General features: G+C 71.7%; 14 protein-coding genes and 1 pseudogene. 4 read left to right on the top strand and 11 right to left on the bottom strand.

The annotated features are described in order from the left end of the window. Positions 1-161: 161 nt before the first annotated feature. Positions 162-1,010, top strand: a complete 849-nt coding sequence (gene pdxS / locus I6J71_RS16390; protein ID WP_239155374.1) for a pyridoxal 5'-phosphate synthase lyase subunit PdxS — start codon at positions 162-164, stop codon at positions 1,008-1,010. Positions 1,011-1,014: 4 nt separating this feature from the next. On the opposite strand, the gene I6J71_RS16385 is transcribed toward pdxS, so the two are convergent. Then, positions 1,015-1,578, bottom strand: coding sequence for a helix-turn-helix domain-containing protein (locus I6J71_RS16385; RefSeq protein ID WP_204095487.1), 564 nt, complete (start codon positions 1,576-1,578; stop codon positions 1,015-1,017). Positions 1,579-1,647: 69 nt separating this feature from the next. Between I6J71_RS16385 and I6J71_RS16380 the strand changes: the two genes are divergently transcribed. Both I6J71_RS16380 and I6J71_RS16375 read left to right on the top strand, forming a co-directional pair. Next, complete coding sequence (locus I6J71_RS16380; RefSeq protein ID WP_204095486.1) at positions 1,648-2,343, top strand: AzlC family ABC transporter permease; 696 nt, start codon at positions 1,648-1,650, stop codon at positions 2,341-2,343. Then, positions 2,343-2,663 (top strand): AzlD domain-containing protein, encoded by a 321-nt coding sequence (locus tag I6J71_RS16375; RefSeq protein WP_204095485.1) that lies wholly within the window; start codon positions 2,343-2,345, stop codon positions 2,661-2,663. The genes I6J71_RS16380 and I6J71_RS16375 overlap by 1 nt, the downstream gene beginning before the upstream one ends. 3 nt (positions 2,664-2,666) lie before the next feature. Here I6J71_RS16375 and I6J71_RS16370 read toward each other — a convergent pair whose 3' ends face one another. After that, positions 2,667-3,632: an ArsR family transcriptional regulator gene (locus I6J71_RS16370; protein WP_204095484.1), complete on the bottom strand. Its 966-nt coding sequence runs from the start codon at positions 3,630-3,632 to the stop codon at positions 2,667-2,669. Between the two features lie 551 nt (positions 3,633-4,183). Between I6J71_RS16370 and I6J71_RS16365 the strand changes: the two genes are divergently transcribed. Then, entirely contained in the window at positions 4,184-6,295 is a 2,112-nt protein-coding gene (locus I6J71_RS16365; protein WP_204095483.1) for an elongation factor G-like protein EF-G2, read from the top strand. 259 nt (positions 6,296-6,554) lie between these two features. On the opposite strand, the gene I6J71_RS16360 is transcribed toward I6J71_RS16365, so the two are convergent. From I6J71_RS16360 to I6J71_RS16320, 9 genes and pseudogenes are all read right to left on the bottom strand, one after another. After that, positions 6,555-7,067, bottom strand: coding sequence for an XdhC family protein (locus I6J71_RS16360; RefSeq protein ID WP_204095482.1), 513 nt, complete (start codon positions 7,065-7,067; stop codon positions 6,555-6,557). Positions 7,068-7,086: 19 nt separating this feature from the next. Further along, positions 7,087-7,575, bottom strand: a complete 489-nt coding sequence (locus tag I6J71_RS16355) for an NUDIX hydrolase (RefSeq protein ID WP_204095481.1) — start codon at positions 7,573-7,575, stop codon at positions 7,087-7,089. Then, positions 7,572-8,717, bottom strand: a complete 1,146-nt coding sequence (locus tag I6J71_RS16350; RefSeq protein ID WP_204097088.1) for a glycosyltransferase family 4 protein — start codon at positions 8,715-8,717, stop codon at positions 7,572-7,574. The genes I6J71_RS16355 and I6J71_RS16350 overlap by 4 nt, the downstream gene beginning before the upstream one ends. Before the next feature lie 16 nt (positions 8,718-8,733). After that, positions 8,734-9,645 (bottom strand): phosphatidylinositol mannoside acyltransferase, encoded by a 912-nt coding sequence (locus I6J71_RS16345; RefSeq protein WP_204095480.1) that lies wholly within the window; start codon positions 9,643-9,645, stop codon positions 8,734-8,736. Positions 9,646-9,788: 143 nt separating this feature from the next. Beyond that, positions 9,789-10,400, bottom strand: a pseudogene (pgsA, locus tag I6J71_RS16340) (phosphatidylinositol phosphate synthase); the annotation flags it as partial. 100 nt (positions 10,401-10,500) lie between these two features. After that, positions 10,501-11,031 carry a MarR family winged helix-turn-helix transcriptional regulator gene (locus I6J71_RS16335; RefSeq protein WP_204095479.1) on the bottom strand — a complete coding sequence of 177 codons (531 nt, stop codon included), beginning with the start codon at positions 11,029-11,031 and terminating at the stop codon, positions 10,501-10,503. A gap of 66 nt (positions 11,032-11,097) precedes the next feature. After that, on the bottom strand, positions 11,098-11,646 hold the full coding sequence (locus I6J71_RS16330) for an HIT domain-containing protein (protein ID WP_204095478.1): 549 nt from the start codon (positions 11,644-11,646) through the stop codon (positions 11,098-11,100). Continuing rightward, a complete protein-coding gene (thrS, locus tag I6J71_RS16325) occupies positions 11,643-13,679 on the bottom strand; it encodes a threonine--tRNA ligase (protein ID WP_204095477.1) in 2,037 nt (678 codons plus the stop codon). The genes I6J71_RS16330 and thrS overlap by 4 nt, the downstream gene beginning before the upstream one ends. Positions 13,680-13,971: 292 nt before the next feature. Then, complete coding sequence (locus I6J71_RS16320; protein ID WP_204095476.1) at positions 13,972-15,489, bottom strand: sugar transferase; 1,518 nt, start codon at positions 15,487-15,489, stop codon at positions 13,972-13,974. Positions 15,490-16,130 lie beyond the last annotated feature (641 nt).

Raw genomic sequence — 16,130 nt, 5'->3', positions numbered from 1 at the left:
GACTGCCGAATTACCCCGCCACTGGCCTGGTTCACCGGTCCACCGCCGACCTACGCTCGGAGGCGCACGAGCAAGCCCCCGAGAAAGGCGCCGAGGTGTCCGAGCAGCAGACCGCCCCCGCAACCCAGTCCGTGACCGGTACCGCCAAGGTCAAGCGCGGCATGGCCGAGATGCTCAAGGGCGGGGTGATCATGGACGTGGTCACCGCCGAGCAGGCGAAGATCGCCGAGGACGCCGGCGCCGTCGCGGTGATGGCGCTCGAGCGGGTGCCCGCCGACATCCGCGCGCAGGGCGGCGTGGCACGCATGAGCGACCCCGACCTGATCGACGGCATCATCGAGGCCGTTTCGATCCCCGTGATGGCGAAGGCCCGCATCGGCCACTTCGTCGAGGCGCAGGTGCTGCAGGCGCTCGGCGTCGACTACATCGACGAATCCGAGGTGCTCACCCCGGCCGACTACGCCAACCACATCGACAAGTGGGCGTTCACCGTGCCGTTCGTGTGCGGCGCGACCAACCTGGGCGAGGCGCTGCGCCGCATCACCGAGGGCGCCGCGATGATCCGCTCCAAGGGCGAGGCCGGCACCGGCGACGTCTCCAACGCCACCACCCACATGCGCAAGATCCGCGGCGAGATCCGCCGGCTGCAGTCGCTGCCCGAGGACGAGCTGTTCGTGGCTGCGAAGGAACTGCAGGCACCGTACGAGCTGGTCAAGGAGGTCGCCGAGGCCGGCAAGCTGCCGGTGGTGCTGTTCACCGCGGGCGGCATCGCCACCCCGGCCGACGCGGCGATGATGATGCAGCTGGGCGCCGAGGGCGTGTTCGTCGGCTCGGGCATCTTCAAGTCCGGCAACCCCGCGCAGCGCGCCGAGGCCATCGTCAAGGCGACGACGTTCTACGACGACCCGGACGTGCTGGCCAAGGTGTCGCGTGGCCTGGGCGAGGCGATGGTCGGCATCAACGTCGAGGAGCTGCCGGAGCCGCACCGCCTCGCCGAGCGCGGCTGGTGAGCCCTCAGGAGTATTCGGAGATCTCCACCCCGAACGTGCCGGGTTCCAGCGCCTCGAACAGGTGGGGCACGTCCCCCGGGTAGGAGATGTAGTCGCCGGGCAGCAGCTCGACCGGGTCGTCGGTCACGCCGACGCGGGCCCGCCCGGCGCAGATCACGATGTGCTCGACCACGCCGTTCATGTGCGGGTCCGACCGCCGCGGGGTGCCCGGCTCCGCGCGGATCACGTACATGTCCCGGCGCGCGGAGGGCGGGCACGCCGAAAGCAGCGTGCACGCGTAGTCGGCGTGCTCGGCGAACACCGTCGGCCCCTTGCCGGCGCGGATCACGCGGACCTGGGGCCGGTCGGGCTCCACGAGCCGGGAGAACGGCACGTCGAGCGCCACCCCGAGCGCCCACAGCGTCTCCACGCTCGGGTTGCCCGAACCGGACTCCAGCTGCGACAACGTGGATTTCGCCAGGCCGGCGCGCCGCGCGACCTCGGTGAGCGACAGCCCCGCCCGCGCGCGTTCGCGCCGCAGCGACGCGGCGATGATCTCCAGCGGCGCGCCGCCGTTGTCCTGCGACATGGTGTTCGCTCCATCAGTCTGCTCGTTCGTCTTGACGAACGACGGGTGCTGTGTTCAGCATAAGTCACTATGCGTTCGATTTGGCGAACACTCGACCGGGGCCTCGCCCGGGACATCGGACTCGTCTGCCTGGCCGACGGCCTCGTGGGCGTGTCATTCGGCGCCATCGCCGTGAGCTCGGGCTTCCCGCTGTGGGCCCCGATGCTGCTGTCGCTGCTGGTCTTCGCCGGTGCGTCGCAGTTCATGCTGGTCGGCATCATCGCCGGCGGCGGCAACCCGCTGGCCGCGGTCGTGGCCGGCCTGCTGGTGAACGCGCGGCACCTGCCGTTCGGCTTCGCGGTCGGCGACGTGTTCGGCTCGCGGTGGGCGGCGCGGATCGCCGGCAGCCACCTGATGATCGACGAGTCCGTCGCGTTCGCCCTGGCCCAGCGCGACACCGAACGCCGCCGCGCTGCGTACTGGGGCTGCGGAATCGGCCTGTTCGTGTGCTGGAACGCCGGTGTGGTGCTCGGCGCGTTCGCCGGTACGGCGATCAGCGACACGGCCGCGTTCGGCCTGGACGCGGCGTTCCCGGCGGTGCTGCTGGCCCTCGTGCTGCCCGCGCTGCGCGATCGCGCTTCGCGGCTGCCGGTGCTCGTGGGTGTGGTGATCGCGCTGGTGGCCACACCGTTCCTGCCCGCCGGGCTGCCGGTGCTGCTGGCCCTGGCCGGCGTGCTCGTCGGCGTCGCGGCGAAGGAACCGAAGCGCCTGGAGAGAGCGCACTGATGGACGCCGTCGAACTGCTGGTGGCCACTGTCGTCCTGGGGGCGGGCACGTTCGCGTTCCGCTTCGCCGGGCCGGTGCTGCGCAAGCGTGTGCGACTGTCCGCTCGGGCGCAGCGGTTGATGGCGCTCGCCGCGGTCGTGCTGCTCGCGGCGCTCGTCGCGACCAGCGCGTTCACCGAGGGCCACGCGTTCGCCGGGTTCGCCCGGCCCGCCGGGGTGCTGATCGGAGGCGTGCTGGCCTGGCGGAAGGCGCCGTTCGTCGCCGTCGTGGTGGCCGCGGCGGCGACCGCCGCGCTGCTGCGGCTCGCCGGCGTCCCGTGAGCCTCACTCGTCCACGGCGGTGACCACGGCGTCGGCGGCGAGGGTGCGCGAGCAGACCCCGTCGTCGGCGACGGTGACGAGACCCGCCGCCTGCAGCAGCTGCAAGTGCTTCGCGACGACACACGGCTTCAGTCCGGTGCGGCGCACCAGGTCCCCGGCGTCGGCCGGCGTGGCGAGCGAGGCCAGCAGCGCGCTGCGACTGCGGCCCAGCACCCCGCGCAGGGCCGGCGAAGACCTGGTGCCGCCCGTTTCCCACAGCCCGGCGATGCCGCGGGCCGGGTAGCGCAGCACGGGCTGCCGACCGGCGTGGGTGCGCGAAACCACCCGCGGCCAGACGAACACCGACGGCGCCAGCACGAGCCCGCGCCCGTGCGGCGCGCCCGTCGCGGGGATCCGGCGCCGGGCCACCGTGAGGGCGCGTTCGGCCCAGTGCACGGCGGGCGCCGAGGTCGAGGAACAGGTCGTCGACCGCGCCGGCGGCCAGCAGCCGCGAGCGGTGCAGCACGTCGCCCACGAGCAGGGCGCGCATGCGCGGCCACACGGGCGCCAGCGCGACCGCCCAGTACCGCTCCATGAGGCCGGCGAGCCGGTCGGCCCGGCCTCCGGGTCGCGGTGCAGGCGCGTGAGCGAGGCCGGACGTGTCGGGTCCATCGACTCGATCTCCCGGCGCACCGCGCGCGGCGATACATCGCGCAGGTCGGCGAGCTCGTCCGCGGGCCGCGGCATCGGGGAGCTCGGCGCGGGCGCGAAGAAGCGCGGCACGGACCGGCCGGCGACGAGATCGGCGAGCGGAGCCACGTCGATCTCCGCGTCGGCCAGCGCCGCCGAGGCCTGGCGCATCCACGGCAGGTGCAACGCGTGTTCCCCCGGCCGCGCCAGCACGCGCACGCTCGCGACGATTTCCCACAGCGGCGAAAACGCGAGTCTCGTTCGCGCGAGTTCATCCACCGACCACGCCAGATCCAGCACATTCCTCCTCAGGGAAACGGGGATCAAGGCAGTGTGGAAGAATCCGTTGTGGACATTCGGCTGGGGTAAGGTAACGCCTTGCCGTAGAGCCAGTTCGAACGTTGCGGGCGACGATTCGGGGGCGGGAGAGGCTCCCGCCCCCCTATGCGCGGTCGCGGTCAGCCATTTCCGGATCGAGGCGGTTCGTGTCGGCGGTGATGCCGAATTCGAGCCGGTGCCCGGTACGGATTCGCTCGTTCCGGCCCCACGTGCATTTTCGCCCGAAAGGGTGTCGGCGGAGCGGAAGGGGAAACTCGCCGATCTCTTCGGGGCCCGGGACGCGTCACCGCAGCCGGACCGCACCACCCCTCCAGTCCACGAGCGGATGATCAGTACTGCGGCTCCCACACGGCTGCGGGAGGGCGCGGCGGTGATCGGCGAGGCGCCCCCTCACCGCGCCTGCGGCGGGGAGCAAACGCGTGGTCACCCCGGCCCCGCCTTGCCCTGGCCAGGGTAGCGGGTGTGTGATCGTGGACACATCGCGTACACCAGCCGTTCGCCGAGGAGTCGCCATGGCCGACAAGCAGAACAGGAGTACCGACACCGGGGCCGCCGTCGCTGTGGACGACCCCGCCAAGGTCCGCAACGTCGTGCTCGTGGGCCCCTCCGGGTCCGGGAAGACCACTCTCACCGAAGCGCTGCTCGCCGCGTCCGGCACCGTCCCGCGCGCCGGCTCGGTCGTCGAGGGCACCACGGTGTGCGACCACGACCCGGCCGCGGTTCGCCAGCAGCGCTCGGTCGGGCTGTCCGTGGCACCCGTGATGCACCAGGGCCACAAGATCAACCTCATCGACACGCCCGGGTACGCCGACTTCGTGGGCGAACTGCGCGCCGGGCTGCGGGCGGCCGACGCCGCCCTGTTCGTGGTCTGCGCCGCCGAAGGGGTGGATGCCGCGACCGTGGCCGTGTGGGACGAGTGCGCCTCCGTCGGGATGCCCCGGGCCGTGGTCGTCTCGCGGCTCGACCACCACCGCGCCGATGCGCTCGCCGAGATCGCCGCGTGCCAGGCCGCGTTCGGCGCCGGTGTGCTGCCGCTGTACCTGCCCGCTAGCGAAGGGCTGGTCGGGCTCATCACCCAGCGCTACTTCGACTACTCGGCCGGCTATCCGCCGCGCGTCGGCGAGCCGGACCCGGCCGACCTCGACGGGCTCACCGAGGCCCGCAACGAGCTCATCGAAGGGATCATCGCCGAGAGCGAAGACGAGACCCTGATGGAGCGCTACCTCGGCGGCGAGGAGATCTCCGAGGAGACGCTCATCGCCGACCTCGAGACGGCCGTGGCGCGCGGGTCGTTCCACCCCGTGATCCCGGTGTGCGCCACGAGCGGGATCGGGCTGGCCGAGGTGCTCGACGGGATCGTCCGCGCGTTCCCGTCGCCGCTCGAGCACACCCCGCCCGGGGTCACCACGCCCGACGGCGGCGAGCACGGCGCCCTGACGGCCGACCCGGGCGGTCCGCTCGCCGCGGAGGTCGTGCGCACGGCGGTCGACTCGTACGTCGGCCGGGTGTCGCTGGTTCGGGTGTTCTCGGGGACGCTGCGGCCGGAGAACGCCGTGCACGTGTCGGGCCACGGCCTGGCCGAGCGCGGCCACGAGGACCACGACGCCGACGAGCGCGTCGCGCACCTGTACTCCCCGCTCGGCTCGTCGCTGCGCGAAGTGCCGTTTTGCGTCGCGGGCGACCTGTGCGCGCTGACGAAGGTCGGTTCGGCCGAGACGGGCGACACCGTCTCCTCGCCGGACGACCCGCTGGTGATGAAACCGTGGCGCATGCCCGAACCGCTGCTGCCGGTCGCCATCGTCGCGAAGACCCGCAGCGACGAGGACACGTTGTCGCGCAACCTTTCCCGCCTCGTCGCGGGCGACCCGACGCTGCGGCTGGACCGCAACGCCGAAACGGGCCAGCTCGTGCTGTGGTGCATGGGCGAGGCGCACGCCGACGTGGTGCTCTCGCGCCTGCGCGCCGGCGGCGCGGAGGTCGACACCGAACCCGTGCGGATCAGCCTGCGCTCCACGTTCGCCAAGCCCGCCCGCGGTCACGGCCGGCACGTGAAGCAGTCCGGCGGCCACGGCCAGTTCGCCGTCTGCGACATCGAAGTCGAGCCCCTGCCCCGCGGCGGCGGCTTCGAGTTCGTCGACAAGGTCGTCGGCGGGTCGGTGCCGCACCAGTTCATCCCGAGTGTGGAGAAGGGCGTCCGCGCGCAGCTGAAGCGGGGGCTGCTCGACGGCCACCCGGTCGTCGACGTGCGCGTGACGCTCGTGGACGGCAAGGCGCACAGCGTCGATTCCTCCGACGCCGCGTTCCAGACCGCGGGCGCGCTCGCCCTGCGCGAAGCCGCGGCGGCCAGCCGCATCACCCTGCTGGAACCCTTGGACACCGTCGACATCACCCTGCCGGACGAGCACCTCGGCACCGTGCTCGGCGACCTGTCCTCCCGCCGCGGCCGCGTCCTCGGCACCGAATCCGGCGAAGGTGGCCGCACGGTCATCCACACCGAGATCCCCGCCGCGGAACTGCTCCGCTACGCCATCGACCTGCGTTCGCTGACGTCCGGCACCGCCACCTTCACCAGGCACCACGCCCGCTTCGAACCCCTACCGGAAGGCGCCGCCGTCCCCACTTAAAAAACAGACGACACCGCCACCCGAGCACAAACACCGCATCACCAACGGCAACCCGACGCACCTCACCAGTGCACCCAGCCCCACCCCTGCACCACGATCCCCGCGCCCTTCACGGTTCTGGGCCGGTTGTCGGGGCACGCTTTCCAGCCTTGACAACCGGCCCAGAACCGTAGAAACAATCAAAAATCGGGGTGCTCGTCACCCCCCGCGCGCAACGTTGCGCACGCGACCCCCTGCCGCGAGCCCCGCACGCGACCTCTCAGAACTCAAACCCCCCAGGTTTCCCATTCCGATCAGCCAGCAGCCCCGCCAGCACCGCGATCGCGATCTCCGCCGGTTTCCTCGACCCGATGTTCAACCCCACCGGCCGATGCACCCGCGCGATCTCCCCGGCGGCCACTCCCAGCCCCGTCAACGCGGCCACGTGCGGGCCTTCGTGCCGCGGGTTCCCCAGCACCCCCACCCAGCGCGGGTCCCTGGCCAGCGCGTCCCGCAGCACGACCCCGAGCTCGGCCCGGTGGTGGTCCGTCACGACCACGTCCGCGGTCTTGTCGATCTCCGGCAGCACAGTCCGGATGTCGCATGCGGTCGGCACATCGGTCGCCCGCGCGGCGTCGGGCTCGAACAGCACGGTCCGGTAGCCCAAGTCGGCGGCGTAGCTCAGCAGGTACCGCGCCACGGGTGAGGCGAACACGGCGACCAGCGTCCGCTCGTCGACGTCCGGGTCGAAAGCTCCATGGGCGACGGCACAGGCATCGGATTCGGCGGTCATGCGCCTCAGTCTGCCACCGTCACAGGTCGGGCTCAGCGAACTCGAAGTACTCGGGCAGCGGCGCGGTGCCGGCGAGCCGGAAGTACCGGACCTTCCGCCGCCGCCGCAACGCGAGCGTGTCGCGCACGGCGTCGTTGTGCACGCGGCGCGCGATGACCACGCGGTGCTCGGCGTCGGTGAGTTCTTCGGCGAGCGCGGGCGGCAACCCGGTCCGGTTCACGCGCGCGAGGACGAGCGTGAGCTCGTTCTCCTCCACCTCGCGTTCGGCCCGCGATGCGCCTTCGGCCCGTTCGGCCGCCACCCTCAGCCCGGTCCCGTCTCCGTCCAGCACCGCCGAGACGGCGCGGGCGACCACCGCGCGCCGCGCGAGGGCGGCGTCGAGGGCGGCCCAGCCGGCGTCCATGCGGACGTGCAGGCGGTCGAGCCGGTTGGCCGTCGCGACGAGGAACAGCCCGCCGAGCACGACGACCGCGGCCAGCAGGGGGATCAGCCACGCCAGCCAGGTCACTGCGTGAGCTCCCGCTCCCCCGCGACGACCAGCCGGGGGTCGGCCGCGATCGCGGTTTCGTACACGCGCAGCACCTGGGTGACGACGACCGACCAGTCGTACGCCGTCACCCGCTCCCCCGCCGCCGCGGCCAGCGACGCGCGCTGAGCCGGGTCGCCGAGGAGCTCCCGCAGGCCGTCCGCGAGCGCTCCCGCGTCGCCGGTCGCGGTGAGCATCCCGGCCTTGCCGTCGTCGAGCACGCGGCGGAACGAGTCGAGGCCGCTGGCCAGCACGGGCGTGCCCGCGGCCATCGCCTCGGTGAGGATCATGCCGAAGCTCTCGCCCCCGGTGTTGGGCGCGCAGTACACGTCGACGCTGCGCAGCGCCCGAGCTTTCGTCGCGTCGTCGACCTGGCCGAGCAGTTCGACGTGCGGCCACAGCTCGGGTCCGGCCATGCGGCGAAGCTGGTCCGGATCACCACGGCCGACGACGAGCAGCCGCAGCTCCTCGAACTCCGGCAACAGCCGCCGCGCCGCCTCCAGCAGCACGTCCATGCCCTTGCGGGGTTCGGTGAACCGGCCGACGAACCCGACCGTGCCACCCGCGCGCGGGTAGCCCTCCAGCGGTGCGGCGCGGGCGAAGAACTCCGCGTCGACGCCGTTGGGGATCTCCACCGCGTCGCCGCCCGCGTGCTCCACCTGCACACGCCGGGCGAGCACCGATACCGCGATGCGCGCGGTGATCTTCTCCAGCAGCGGCCGCAGCACCGGCTGGAACGCCGCCAGCGTGCGCGAGCGCGTGGTGGCCGTGTGGAACGTCGCGACGATCGGGCCGTCGGCGACCTTCAACGCGAGCAGCGACAGGCTCGGCGCGGTGGGTTCGTGCAGGTGCAGCACGTCGAAGCCGTTGTCGCGGATCCAGCGCCGCACCCGCGCGTAGGACACCGGGCCGAACTGGAGCCGGGCGACCGAGCCGTTGTACGGGATGCCGAGCGCTTTGCCTGCGGGGTGGACGAAGTCCGGCAGCTCGGCGTCCTCGTCGGCCGGCGCCAGCACCGACACGCGGTGGCCGCGCTCGATGAGCGCCCGCGCGAGGTCGATCACGTGCCCCTGCACCCCACCGGGCACATCGAATGAGTAGGGGCACACGATCCCGATCTTCAGCCCGCCCGCCACCGGGTCAGCTCGCTTCTTCGAGGCCGGCGAGCTCTTCGGCCTCGAGGTCGGCGAGCCAGAACTTCTGCAGCATGTGCCAGTCGGCCGGGTGGGCGGCGATGTCGCCGGCGAACACGTCGGCCAGCGCCTGCGTGGCCGCGGGCACCTCGGCGCGCGCGGTGACGCGGATGCGCGGGTGCACCCGCAGCTCCCAGCCGTCGCCGCTGTACCAGGAACCCACGGGCAGCAGCGCCGCGCCGGTGGTCGCCGCCAGCCGGGCCGGGCCCGCGGGCATCCGCGTCCGCTCGCCGAAGAACTTCACCTCGAGGCCGCTCGTGGTGAGGTCGCGGTCGCCGACGAGACAGACGACCTTGTTCTCCCGCAACCGCTTCAGCAGCACACGCATCGCCGCGCTGTCCCCGGTGAGCGGCACGATCTCGAAGCCGAGCGACTCGCGGTAGGCCACGAACCGGCGGAACAGCGACTCGGGTTTGAGCCGCTCCACGACCGTCGTGAAGCCACCGAGATACCTCGCCAGCCACACCCCCGCGACGTCCCAGTTGCCGCTGTGCGGGAGCACGATGACCGCGCCGTTGCCCTCGGCGAGGGCGGCGTCGATGTTCTCGACCCCGGTGATCGTGAAGTTCGCGAACAGCTCGTCCTTGTCGGCCGAGGGAAGCCGGAACGTCTCGTACCAGTAGCGCGCGTACGAGCGCATGGCCCGGCGCACGAGCTCGTCGAGCTCCTGCTCGTCGGCCTGTGGCACGACCCGCGTGAGGTTCGCGCGCAGCTGCCGCACGCCGCCACCGCCGCGGCGCGTGGCGACGTCGGCGCCCAGCGCGAACACCGCCGTCCCCACGGGCCTGGGGAGCCGGCGCGCGAGCCGCCAGCCCGTCGCGTAGCCGAACTCACCGAGCCGCTGGGACAGCGCGCTCACGGCTGCGCCCCACCTGGCTGTACGTCGCCGGCAGGCTGCTCGGCGGGTGCAGAACTGGCGGTCCGCTCGCTCTCCGCCGGCGCGGACCGCTCCGCGTCGGCGGACTGCGCGGACTGTGCAGCCTGTGCGGGCTTCGCGGTCTGTGCGGCCGTCGCGGCCCGGGCGGCGCTCGCGACGGCGGCGGCGCGCTGCACGAGCGTGACCGCGGACAGCACCGCGAGCAGCCACAGCGTGATCTCGACCGTGTAGGGCACGCCGAGGCCGTGCAGGCCGGTGCCGACGAGCGCGATGATGAGCCGCTCGGCGCGCTCGATGAGCCCGCCGTCGGCTTCGAGGCCCGACGCCTCGGCGCGGGCCTTCACGTAGGAGATGACCTGGGCGAGCACCAAGCAGATGAGGGCGGCTGCCCCGGCCCGGTTGTTGTCGTCGACGGCGAAGCACCACCAGGCGATGGCGGCGAACAGCGCGCCGTCGACCAGCCGGTCACACGTCGCGTCGAGGACGGCACCGAAGGGCGTGCCGTACCCGCGGGCCCTGGCCATCGCGCCGTCGAGGAGGTCCAGCATCGCGAACCCCCACACGGTGAACGTCCCCCACAGCAGGAGCCCCTGCGGGAAGAAGGCGAGCGCGCACGCCACGGCACCCGCGGTGCCGATCACGGTCATCGCGTTCGGCGTCAGTCCGGCGCGGACCAGCGTCCGGCCGATCGGGTCGGTGACGCGGGAGACTGAAGCACGGGCGAAAATGTTGAGCATCTCGTCGTCTGGTGCACCTGACTAGGGGGCGGGTGGGCCACGAAAGCCTATCGACCCCGGCGCGCGGGCCCACGTCCCCGCCCCGCGACCCGCCGGGCGATCAGCCGGATTTCGGCAGTTCGACGACCGGGGCCACGAATTCGCCCGCCTCGGCAGCCTCCGCCGCGGCCGCGCAGCGCGGCGACAGGCCGGCCAGCACCGCCTTGCTGATCTCCCCCAGCTGCCGCACCTGCTGCGGCGTCAGCGGGTCGAACAGGCTCTCACGCACGGCTTCGACGTGCCCGGGCGCGGCTTCCTGCAGTGCCGCGAACCCGGCGTCGGTGAGCACGGCCCACGCGCCGCGCTTGTCGGTGGGGCACGACTCGCGCCGCACCCAGCCCTTCGCCTCCAGGCGCGCCACCGCGTGGGAGAGACGGCTGCGCGACGACCGGCGGGCGTCGGCGAGGTCGCTCATGCGCAGCCGGCGGTCCTCGGCCTCCGACAGCGACACCAGGACCTCGTAGTACGTGTGCGGCATGCCCGAGTCGTGCTGCAGCTGAGCCTCGAGGTGTGCCTGCAGCATCGCGGCCGCCTCGGAGAAGTCACGCCAGACTTGCTGCTCTTCGTCGGTGAGCCATCGGGGTTCGGACATGCCACCATGGTACCCCTGATTGAGGGCTCAATTACCCCGTCGGTACACTCGTGCGCCGAACGTTCTTCACCACGCGTCCGCCAGGAGTTTCCGCGTTTCGCCGAGCAGCTGCGGCAGCACCTTCGTGTGGCCGATCACCGGCATGAAGTTCGCGTCGCCGCCCCAGCGCGGTACGAGGTGCTGGTGCAGGTGCGCCGCGATGCCCGCGCCGGCGATCACGCCCTGGTTCATCCCGATGTTGAACCCGTGCGCCGCCGAGACCTCACGCACCACGCGCATGGCGTGCTGCGTGAACTCGGCCAGCTCACGCGTCTCGTCGACGGTGAGGTCGGTGTAGTCGGCCACGTGGCGGTAGGGCACCACCATGAGGTGCCCCGGGTTGTACGGGTACAGGTTCAGCACCGCGTACACCGTTTTGCCGCGCGCCAGGATGAGCGCCGTCTCGTCGTCGAGGCTGGGGATCCGGCAGAAGGGGCAGCCAGCCGGTTCGTCGCCGTCCGGCTTCTCCTGGCCCTTGATGTAGGCCATCCGGTGCGGGGTCCACAGGCGCTGCAGCGCGTCCGGGACCCCCACGCCGTCCTGCTCGACGATCTCGGGACCGTCCGCGTCGCTCACCGCAGGATCTTCTCCACGGCCTCGACGTTCGGCGAGTCGTTCTCGCGACGGGTGATCCACTCGGCGATGGCCTCGACGGCCGCGTCCACGGACACGCCGTTGATCTGGCCGCCGTCGCGGAACCGGAACGACACCGCGCCCGCCTCCGCATCCTTCGCGCCGGCCAGGAGGAGGAACGGCACCTTCTGCGTGGTGTGGGTGCGGATCTTCTTCTGCATCCGGTCGTCGCTCGCGTCGACCTCGACGCGGATTCCCTTGGCGCGCAAAGCCTTCTGGACATCGTGGAGGTATTCGACCTGGTCGGAGGTGATCGGGATGCCCACGACCTGCACCGGCGAGAGCCACGCCGGGAACGCGCCCGCGTAGTGCTCGGTCAGCACGCCGAAGAACCGTTCGATCGAGCCGAACAACGCGCGGTGGATCATCACCGGCCGCTGACGCGAGCCGTCCGGTGCGGTGTATTCGAGGTCGAACCGCTTGTTCTGGTTGAAGTCCAGCTGGATCGTGGACATCTGCCACGTGCGGCCGATGGCGTCCTTGGCCTGCACGGAGATCTTCGGGCCGTAGAACGCCGCGCCGCCCGGGTCGGGCACGAGCTCGAGGCCGGAGTCGATCGCGGCCTGCCGCAGCGTCTCCGTCGCCTCCTCCCACTCCCAGTCCTCGCCGATGAACTTCTCGGAGTCGCCGCGGGTGGACAGCTCGAGGTAGAAGTCGGACAGGCCGTAGTCGGCCAGCAGGTCGAGCACGAACTTGAGCAGCGACCGCAGCTCGCCCGGCATCTGCTCCTTGGTGCAGTAGATGTGCGAATCGTCCATCGTGAGGCCGCGCACGCGGGTGAGGCCGTGGACCACACCCGACTTCTCGTAGCGGTACACCGTGCCGAACTCGAACAGCCGCAGCGGCAACTCCCGGTACGACCGCCCGCGCGAACGGTAGATCAGGTTGTGCATCGGGCAGTTCATGGCCTTGAGGTAGTAGTCCTCGTCCTCGAGCTTGACCGGCGGGAACATCGTGTCGGCGTAGTAGGGCAGGTGGCCCGAGGTGTGGAACAGCTCGCCCTTGGAGATGTGCGGCGTGTTCACGAACTCGTAGCCGGCCTCCTCGTGGCAGCGGCGCGAGTAGTTCTCGAGCTCGCGGCGGATGATGCCGCCCTTCGGGTGGAACACCGGCAGGCCGGAGCCGATCTCCTCGGGGAAGGAGAACAGGTCCAGCTCGGCACCGAGCCGGCGGTGGTCGCGCCGCTCCGCCTCGGCGATGCGCTCCAGGTAGGCGTCCTGCGCCTCGGCCGACTCCCACGCCGTGCCGTAGATCCGCTGCAGCTGCGGGTTCTTCTCGCTGCCGCGCCAGTAGGCGGCGGCCACGCGGGTGAGCTTGAACGCGGGGATGAACTTCGTGGTGGGCACGTGCGGGCCGCGGCAGAGGTCACTCCACACGCGCTCCTTCGTGCGCGGATCGAGGTTGTCGTAGATGGTGAGCTCACCACCGCCGACCTCCATCACCTCGGAGGTGTCCACAGCGTCCACTTCGGACTTCAGGTCGACGAGCTCGAGCTTGAACGGCTCCTTCGCCAGCTCTTCCTTCGCCTCGTCGACCGACCCGAACACGCGGCGGGAGAACTGCTGCGCGCCCTTCACGATCTGCTTCATGCGCTTCTCGAGCGCCTGCAGGTCCTCGGGCGTGAACGGCTTGTCGACCGCGAAGTCGTAGTAGAAGCCGTCCTTCACCGGCGGCCCGATGCCCAGCTTCGCCTCGGGGAACTCCTGCTGCACGGCCTGCGCGAGCACGTGCGCGGCCGAGTGGCGGATCACGCTGCGGCCGTCCTCGGTGCTCGCCGCGACGGGCTCCACCTCGGTGTCGGTCTCCGGCGCCCACGCCAGGTCGCGCAGCTTGCCCTCCGCGTCGCGCACGACGACGACCGTGTCCGGCCCCTTGGTCGGCAGCCCGGCTTCGCGGACCGCGGCGCCCGCCGTAGTGCCCGCCGCGACCACCACGCGCTCGGCGGGGACGGCGGCGGCTGACGGCGGATGCGACACGATCGGCTCCTTCTGGGGCAAGTGACAGGGGATGACTCCCGTCGATGCTAGTCGGCGGCCCGTGAGCGCCTGACGCCTGGCGGCGCTAACGCCGCGCGTCCCGGCCCCGCGCCGCCGGGCGGCCCGGATCGGCTCGGCCACGACGGCGCCAGGCCTCCGCGGGTGTCCTGCACCCACTGTCCGGCCCGGCTTGGCGGTCACCGCGGACCCGCCGCCTTTGCCGGCCCTGCGGACACGAAGCGGCCGCCGGCCCTGCGGGTCGGCGGCCGGGACGGCCCGCTCGCGGGGCGGCTCAGTAGGCGCCCTGGCCGGCCACGACGGCGCGGAAGGTCTTCCACAGGATGACCAGGTCCAGCGCCAGCGACCAGTCCTCCACGTACCGCAGGTCGAGGCGGATGCTCTCGGCCCACGTCAGGTCGCTGCGGCCGCTGACCTGCCACAGGCCCGTCAGGCCCGGCTTCACGAGCAGGCGGCGGCGCGCGTCGGGTGCGTACTGCCGCGTCTCCTCGGGCAGCGGTGGCCGCGGGCCGACGAGGGACATGCGGCCCGAAAGCACGTTGAACAGCTGCGGCAGCTCGTCGAGCGAATAGCGGCGCAGCAGCCCGCCGACGCGGGTCACGCGCGGGTCCCGCTTCATCTTGAACAGCGGGCCCGCACCCTCGTTGTCGCCTTCGAGGTTCTGGCGGATCTTGTCGGCGTCGGGGACCATCGTGCGGAACTTGAGCATCGTGAAGCTCTCGCCGTCCTTGCCGACGCGGCGCTGCCGGTAGACCACCGGGCCGCGGTCCCCGAGCTTCACCGCGAGCGCGATCGTCAGCAGCAGCGGCGAGAACAGCGTGAGCAGGAACGCCGCGCCGCAGCGGTCGAGGGCCTCCTTCACGAGCCGGCGGCCCCCCGTGAACCGCGGCGCGGTGACCCGCAGCAGCGGCATGCCCAGGACACCCGAGACGTTGAGCCGCGGACCCGCGATGTCCATCAGCACCGGCGCCACGACGAGATCCGCCGTCGTGCCCTCCAAGTCCCACGCGAGCCGCTGCAGGCGCTTCGGGTTCCAGTACTGGTCACCGGTGACCGCGACGACGCGGTACCCGCCGCGGCGCACGTGCCGCGAGAGCTCCTCGAGCCTGCCGACGACCGGCACCCCGTCGATCTCGCCGCTGTCGCGGTCCGCGCCGTGCCCCGTGAGCGTGCACACTGCCTCGACGCGCCAGCCCACGTGCACCTCGGACTTGGTGCGCGCGATCAGATCGGCGACCGTGCCGGGACTGCCGGCCGCCATCACGGGCAGCAGGCACAGCCCCCGGCGGCGCTGCCGGTGCAGCACCTGGCGCAGGAGGTAGCGCTGCGGAAACGCGAAGAGCGCGATCACGGGGACGACGATGAAGACCCACGGCTGCACGTCGAGGGCGCGGAAGAGCAGGCCGCCCAGTGCCACGAGCACGGCGGCCACGACGAGGCCGCGGCCGAGCGTCCGGTACTCCTCAGGCCCTTCGCCGAGCACGCGCGGGCTCCACGCGCGGCAGACGGGCAGGGCGCACAGCACCGCCAGCGCGGTGCCGAACGCGTGCATGTCCTGCGGCGCCACGCGGTCGATCACGAAGGCGCTCACGCCGATCACCACGAACGCGGCGACGATGTCGCTCGCGACAACCCAGGCGCGGTACCGCTTCTCCCACGACGCCGGGTGCGATTTCGCCGACGCCGACTCGACGGCCGCCGGCGCCGCGCCCCGAGCCGCAGGGATCGCCTGGAGGTCGATGTGCGGCAGCGGTTCGCTGACCGTGGACGAGGGCCGCACCGACTCTTCCATCAGACCTCCCAGGAGCATGGTTCGAAGGCCTCCGCCGGCACGCTGCGTGAACGAGGGCAATCACCGAGGGTGATCGCAATCGCACCCGATTCAGCCACCAAAGGAGCGACACACGCCAAGGTATCGGCGGCTCTCAGGGCATCGTTACAAGGATTTCCAGCCACATCCTGCAGGTCTTTCACGCAAATGAATGGCTTGATGATAACGGGATGATGACGATGAGTAATGCGAAGCAACCCACCGATAGCTACGGAATGTAGTCAAGTTTCCACCACGCCCCCGGAGCCGGAGCCGTGCCGTCCCGGATCCTGGCCATTCTACTGTGGACACTCCTGTTCGGACACATCCACAGTGGAGCCGCAGTGCGATCACCCGGACGGGCAGCGGATCAGACCACCTTCTTGATGACGTTCCACGTCACCGTGTCACGCCGTCGCGTTTTCGTCGTACCACGAACCCCGCCCGCGACCACGCCGATCACCCTCGCTGCACACCCCTCCGTGGACAAGCGCGCCATGACCCCGCCGGTCACGCGGTGCTCCCGGCGGCCCGCGCCGTGGTTCACCCATCTCGCCGCGCCTGTGGCCGGGTTGTGACCTTCACCGCGACCGGGCGGATTCACCGGAACGGCGGCCCCCCCA

The sequence above is a fragment of the Amycolatopsis sp. FDAARGOS 1241 genome, assembly GCF_016889705.1.
Lineage (GTDB): Bacteria > Actinomycetota > Actinomycetes > Mycobacteriales > Pseudonocardiaceae > Amycolatopsis.
The sequence above is the reverse complement of the archived record's forward strand: the minus strand, read 5'-3'. Positions and strand labels throughout refer to the sequence as shown.

Excerpts from the sequence above, each read along its gene's own strand:
- pdxS (WP_239155374.1), top strand. The coding sequence starts at position 162 with ATGGCCGAGATGCTCAAGGGCGGGGTGATCATGGACGTGGTCACCGCC.
- I6J71_RS16385 (WP_204095487.1), bottom strand. The coding sequence starts at position 1,578 with ATGTCGCAGGACAACGGCGGCGCGCCGCTGGAGATCATCGCCGCGTCG.
- I6J71_RS16380 (WP_204095486.1), top strand. The coding sequence starts at position 1,648 with ATGCGTTCGATTTGGCGAACACTCGACCGGGGCCTCGCCCGGGACATC.
- I6J71_RS16375 (WP_204095485.1), top strand. The coding sequence starts at position 2,343 with ATGGACGCCGTCGAACTGCTGGTGGCCACTGTCGTCCTGGGGGCGGGC.
- I6J71_RS16365 (WP_204095483.1), top strand. The coding sequence starts at position 4,184 with ATGGCCGACAAGCAGAACAGGAGTACCGACACCGGGGCCGCCGTCGCT.
- I6J71_RS16360 (WP_204095482.1), bottom strand. The coding sequence starts at position 7,067 with ATGACCGCCGAATCCGATGCCTGTGCCGTCGCCCATGGAGCTTTCGAC.
- I6J71_RS16335 (WP_204095479.1), bottom strand. The coding sequence starts at position 11,031 with ATGTCCGAACCCCGATGGCTCACCGACGAAGAGCAGCAAGTCTGGCGT.
- I6J71_RS16320 (WP_204095476.1), bottom strand. The coding sequence starts at position 15,489 with ATGGAAGAGTCGGTGCGGCCCTCGTCCACGGTCAGCGAACCGCTGCCG.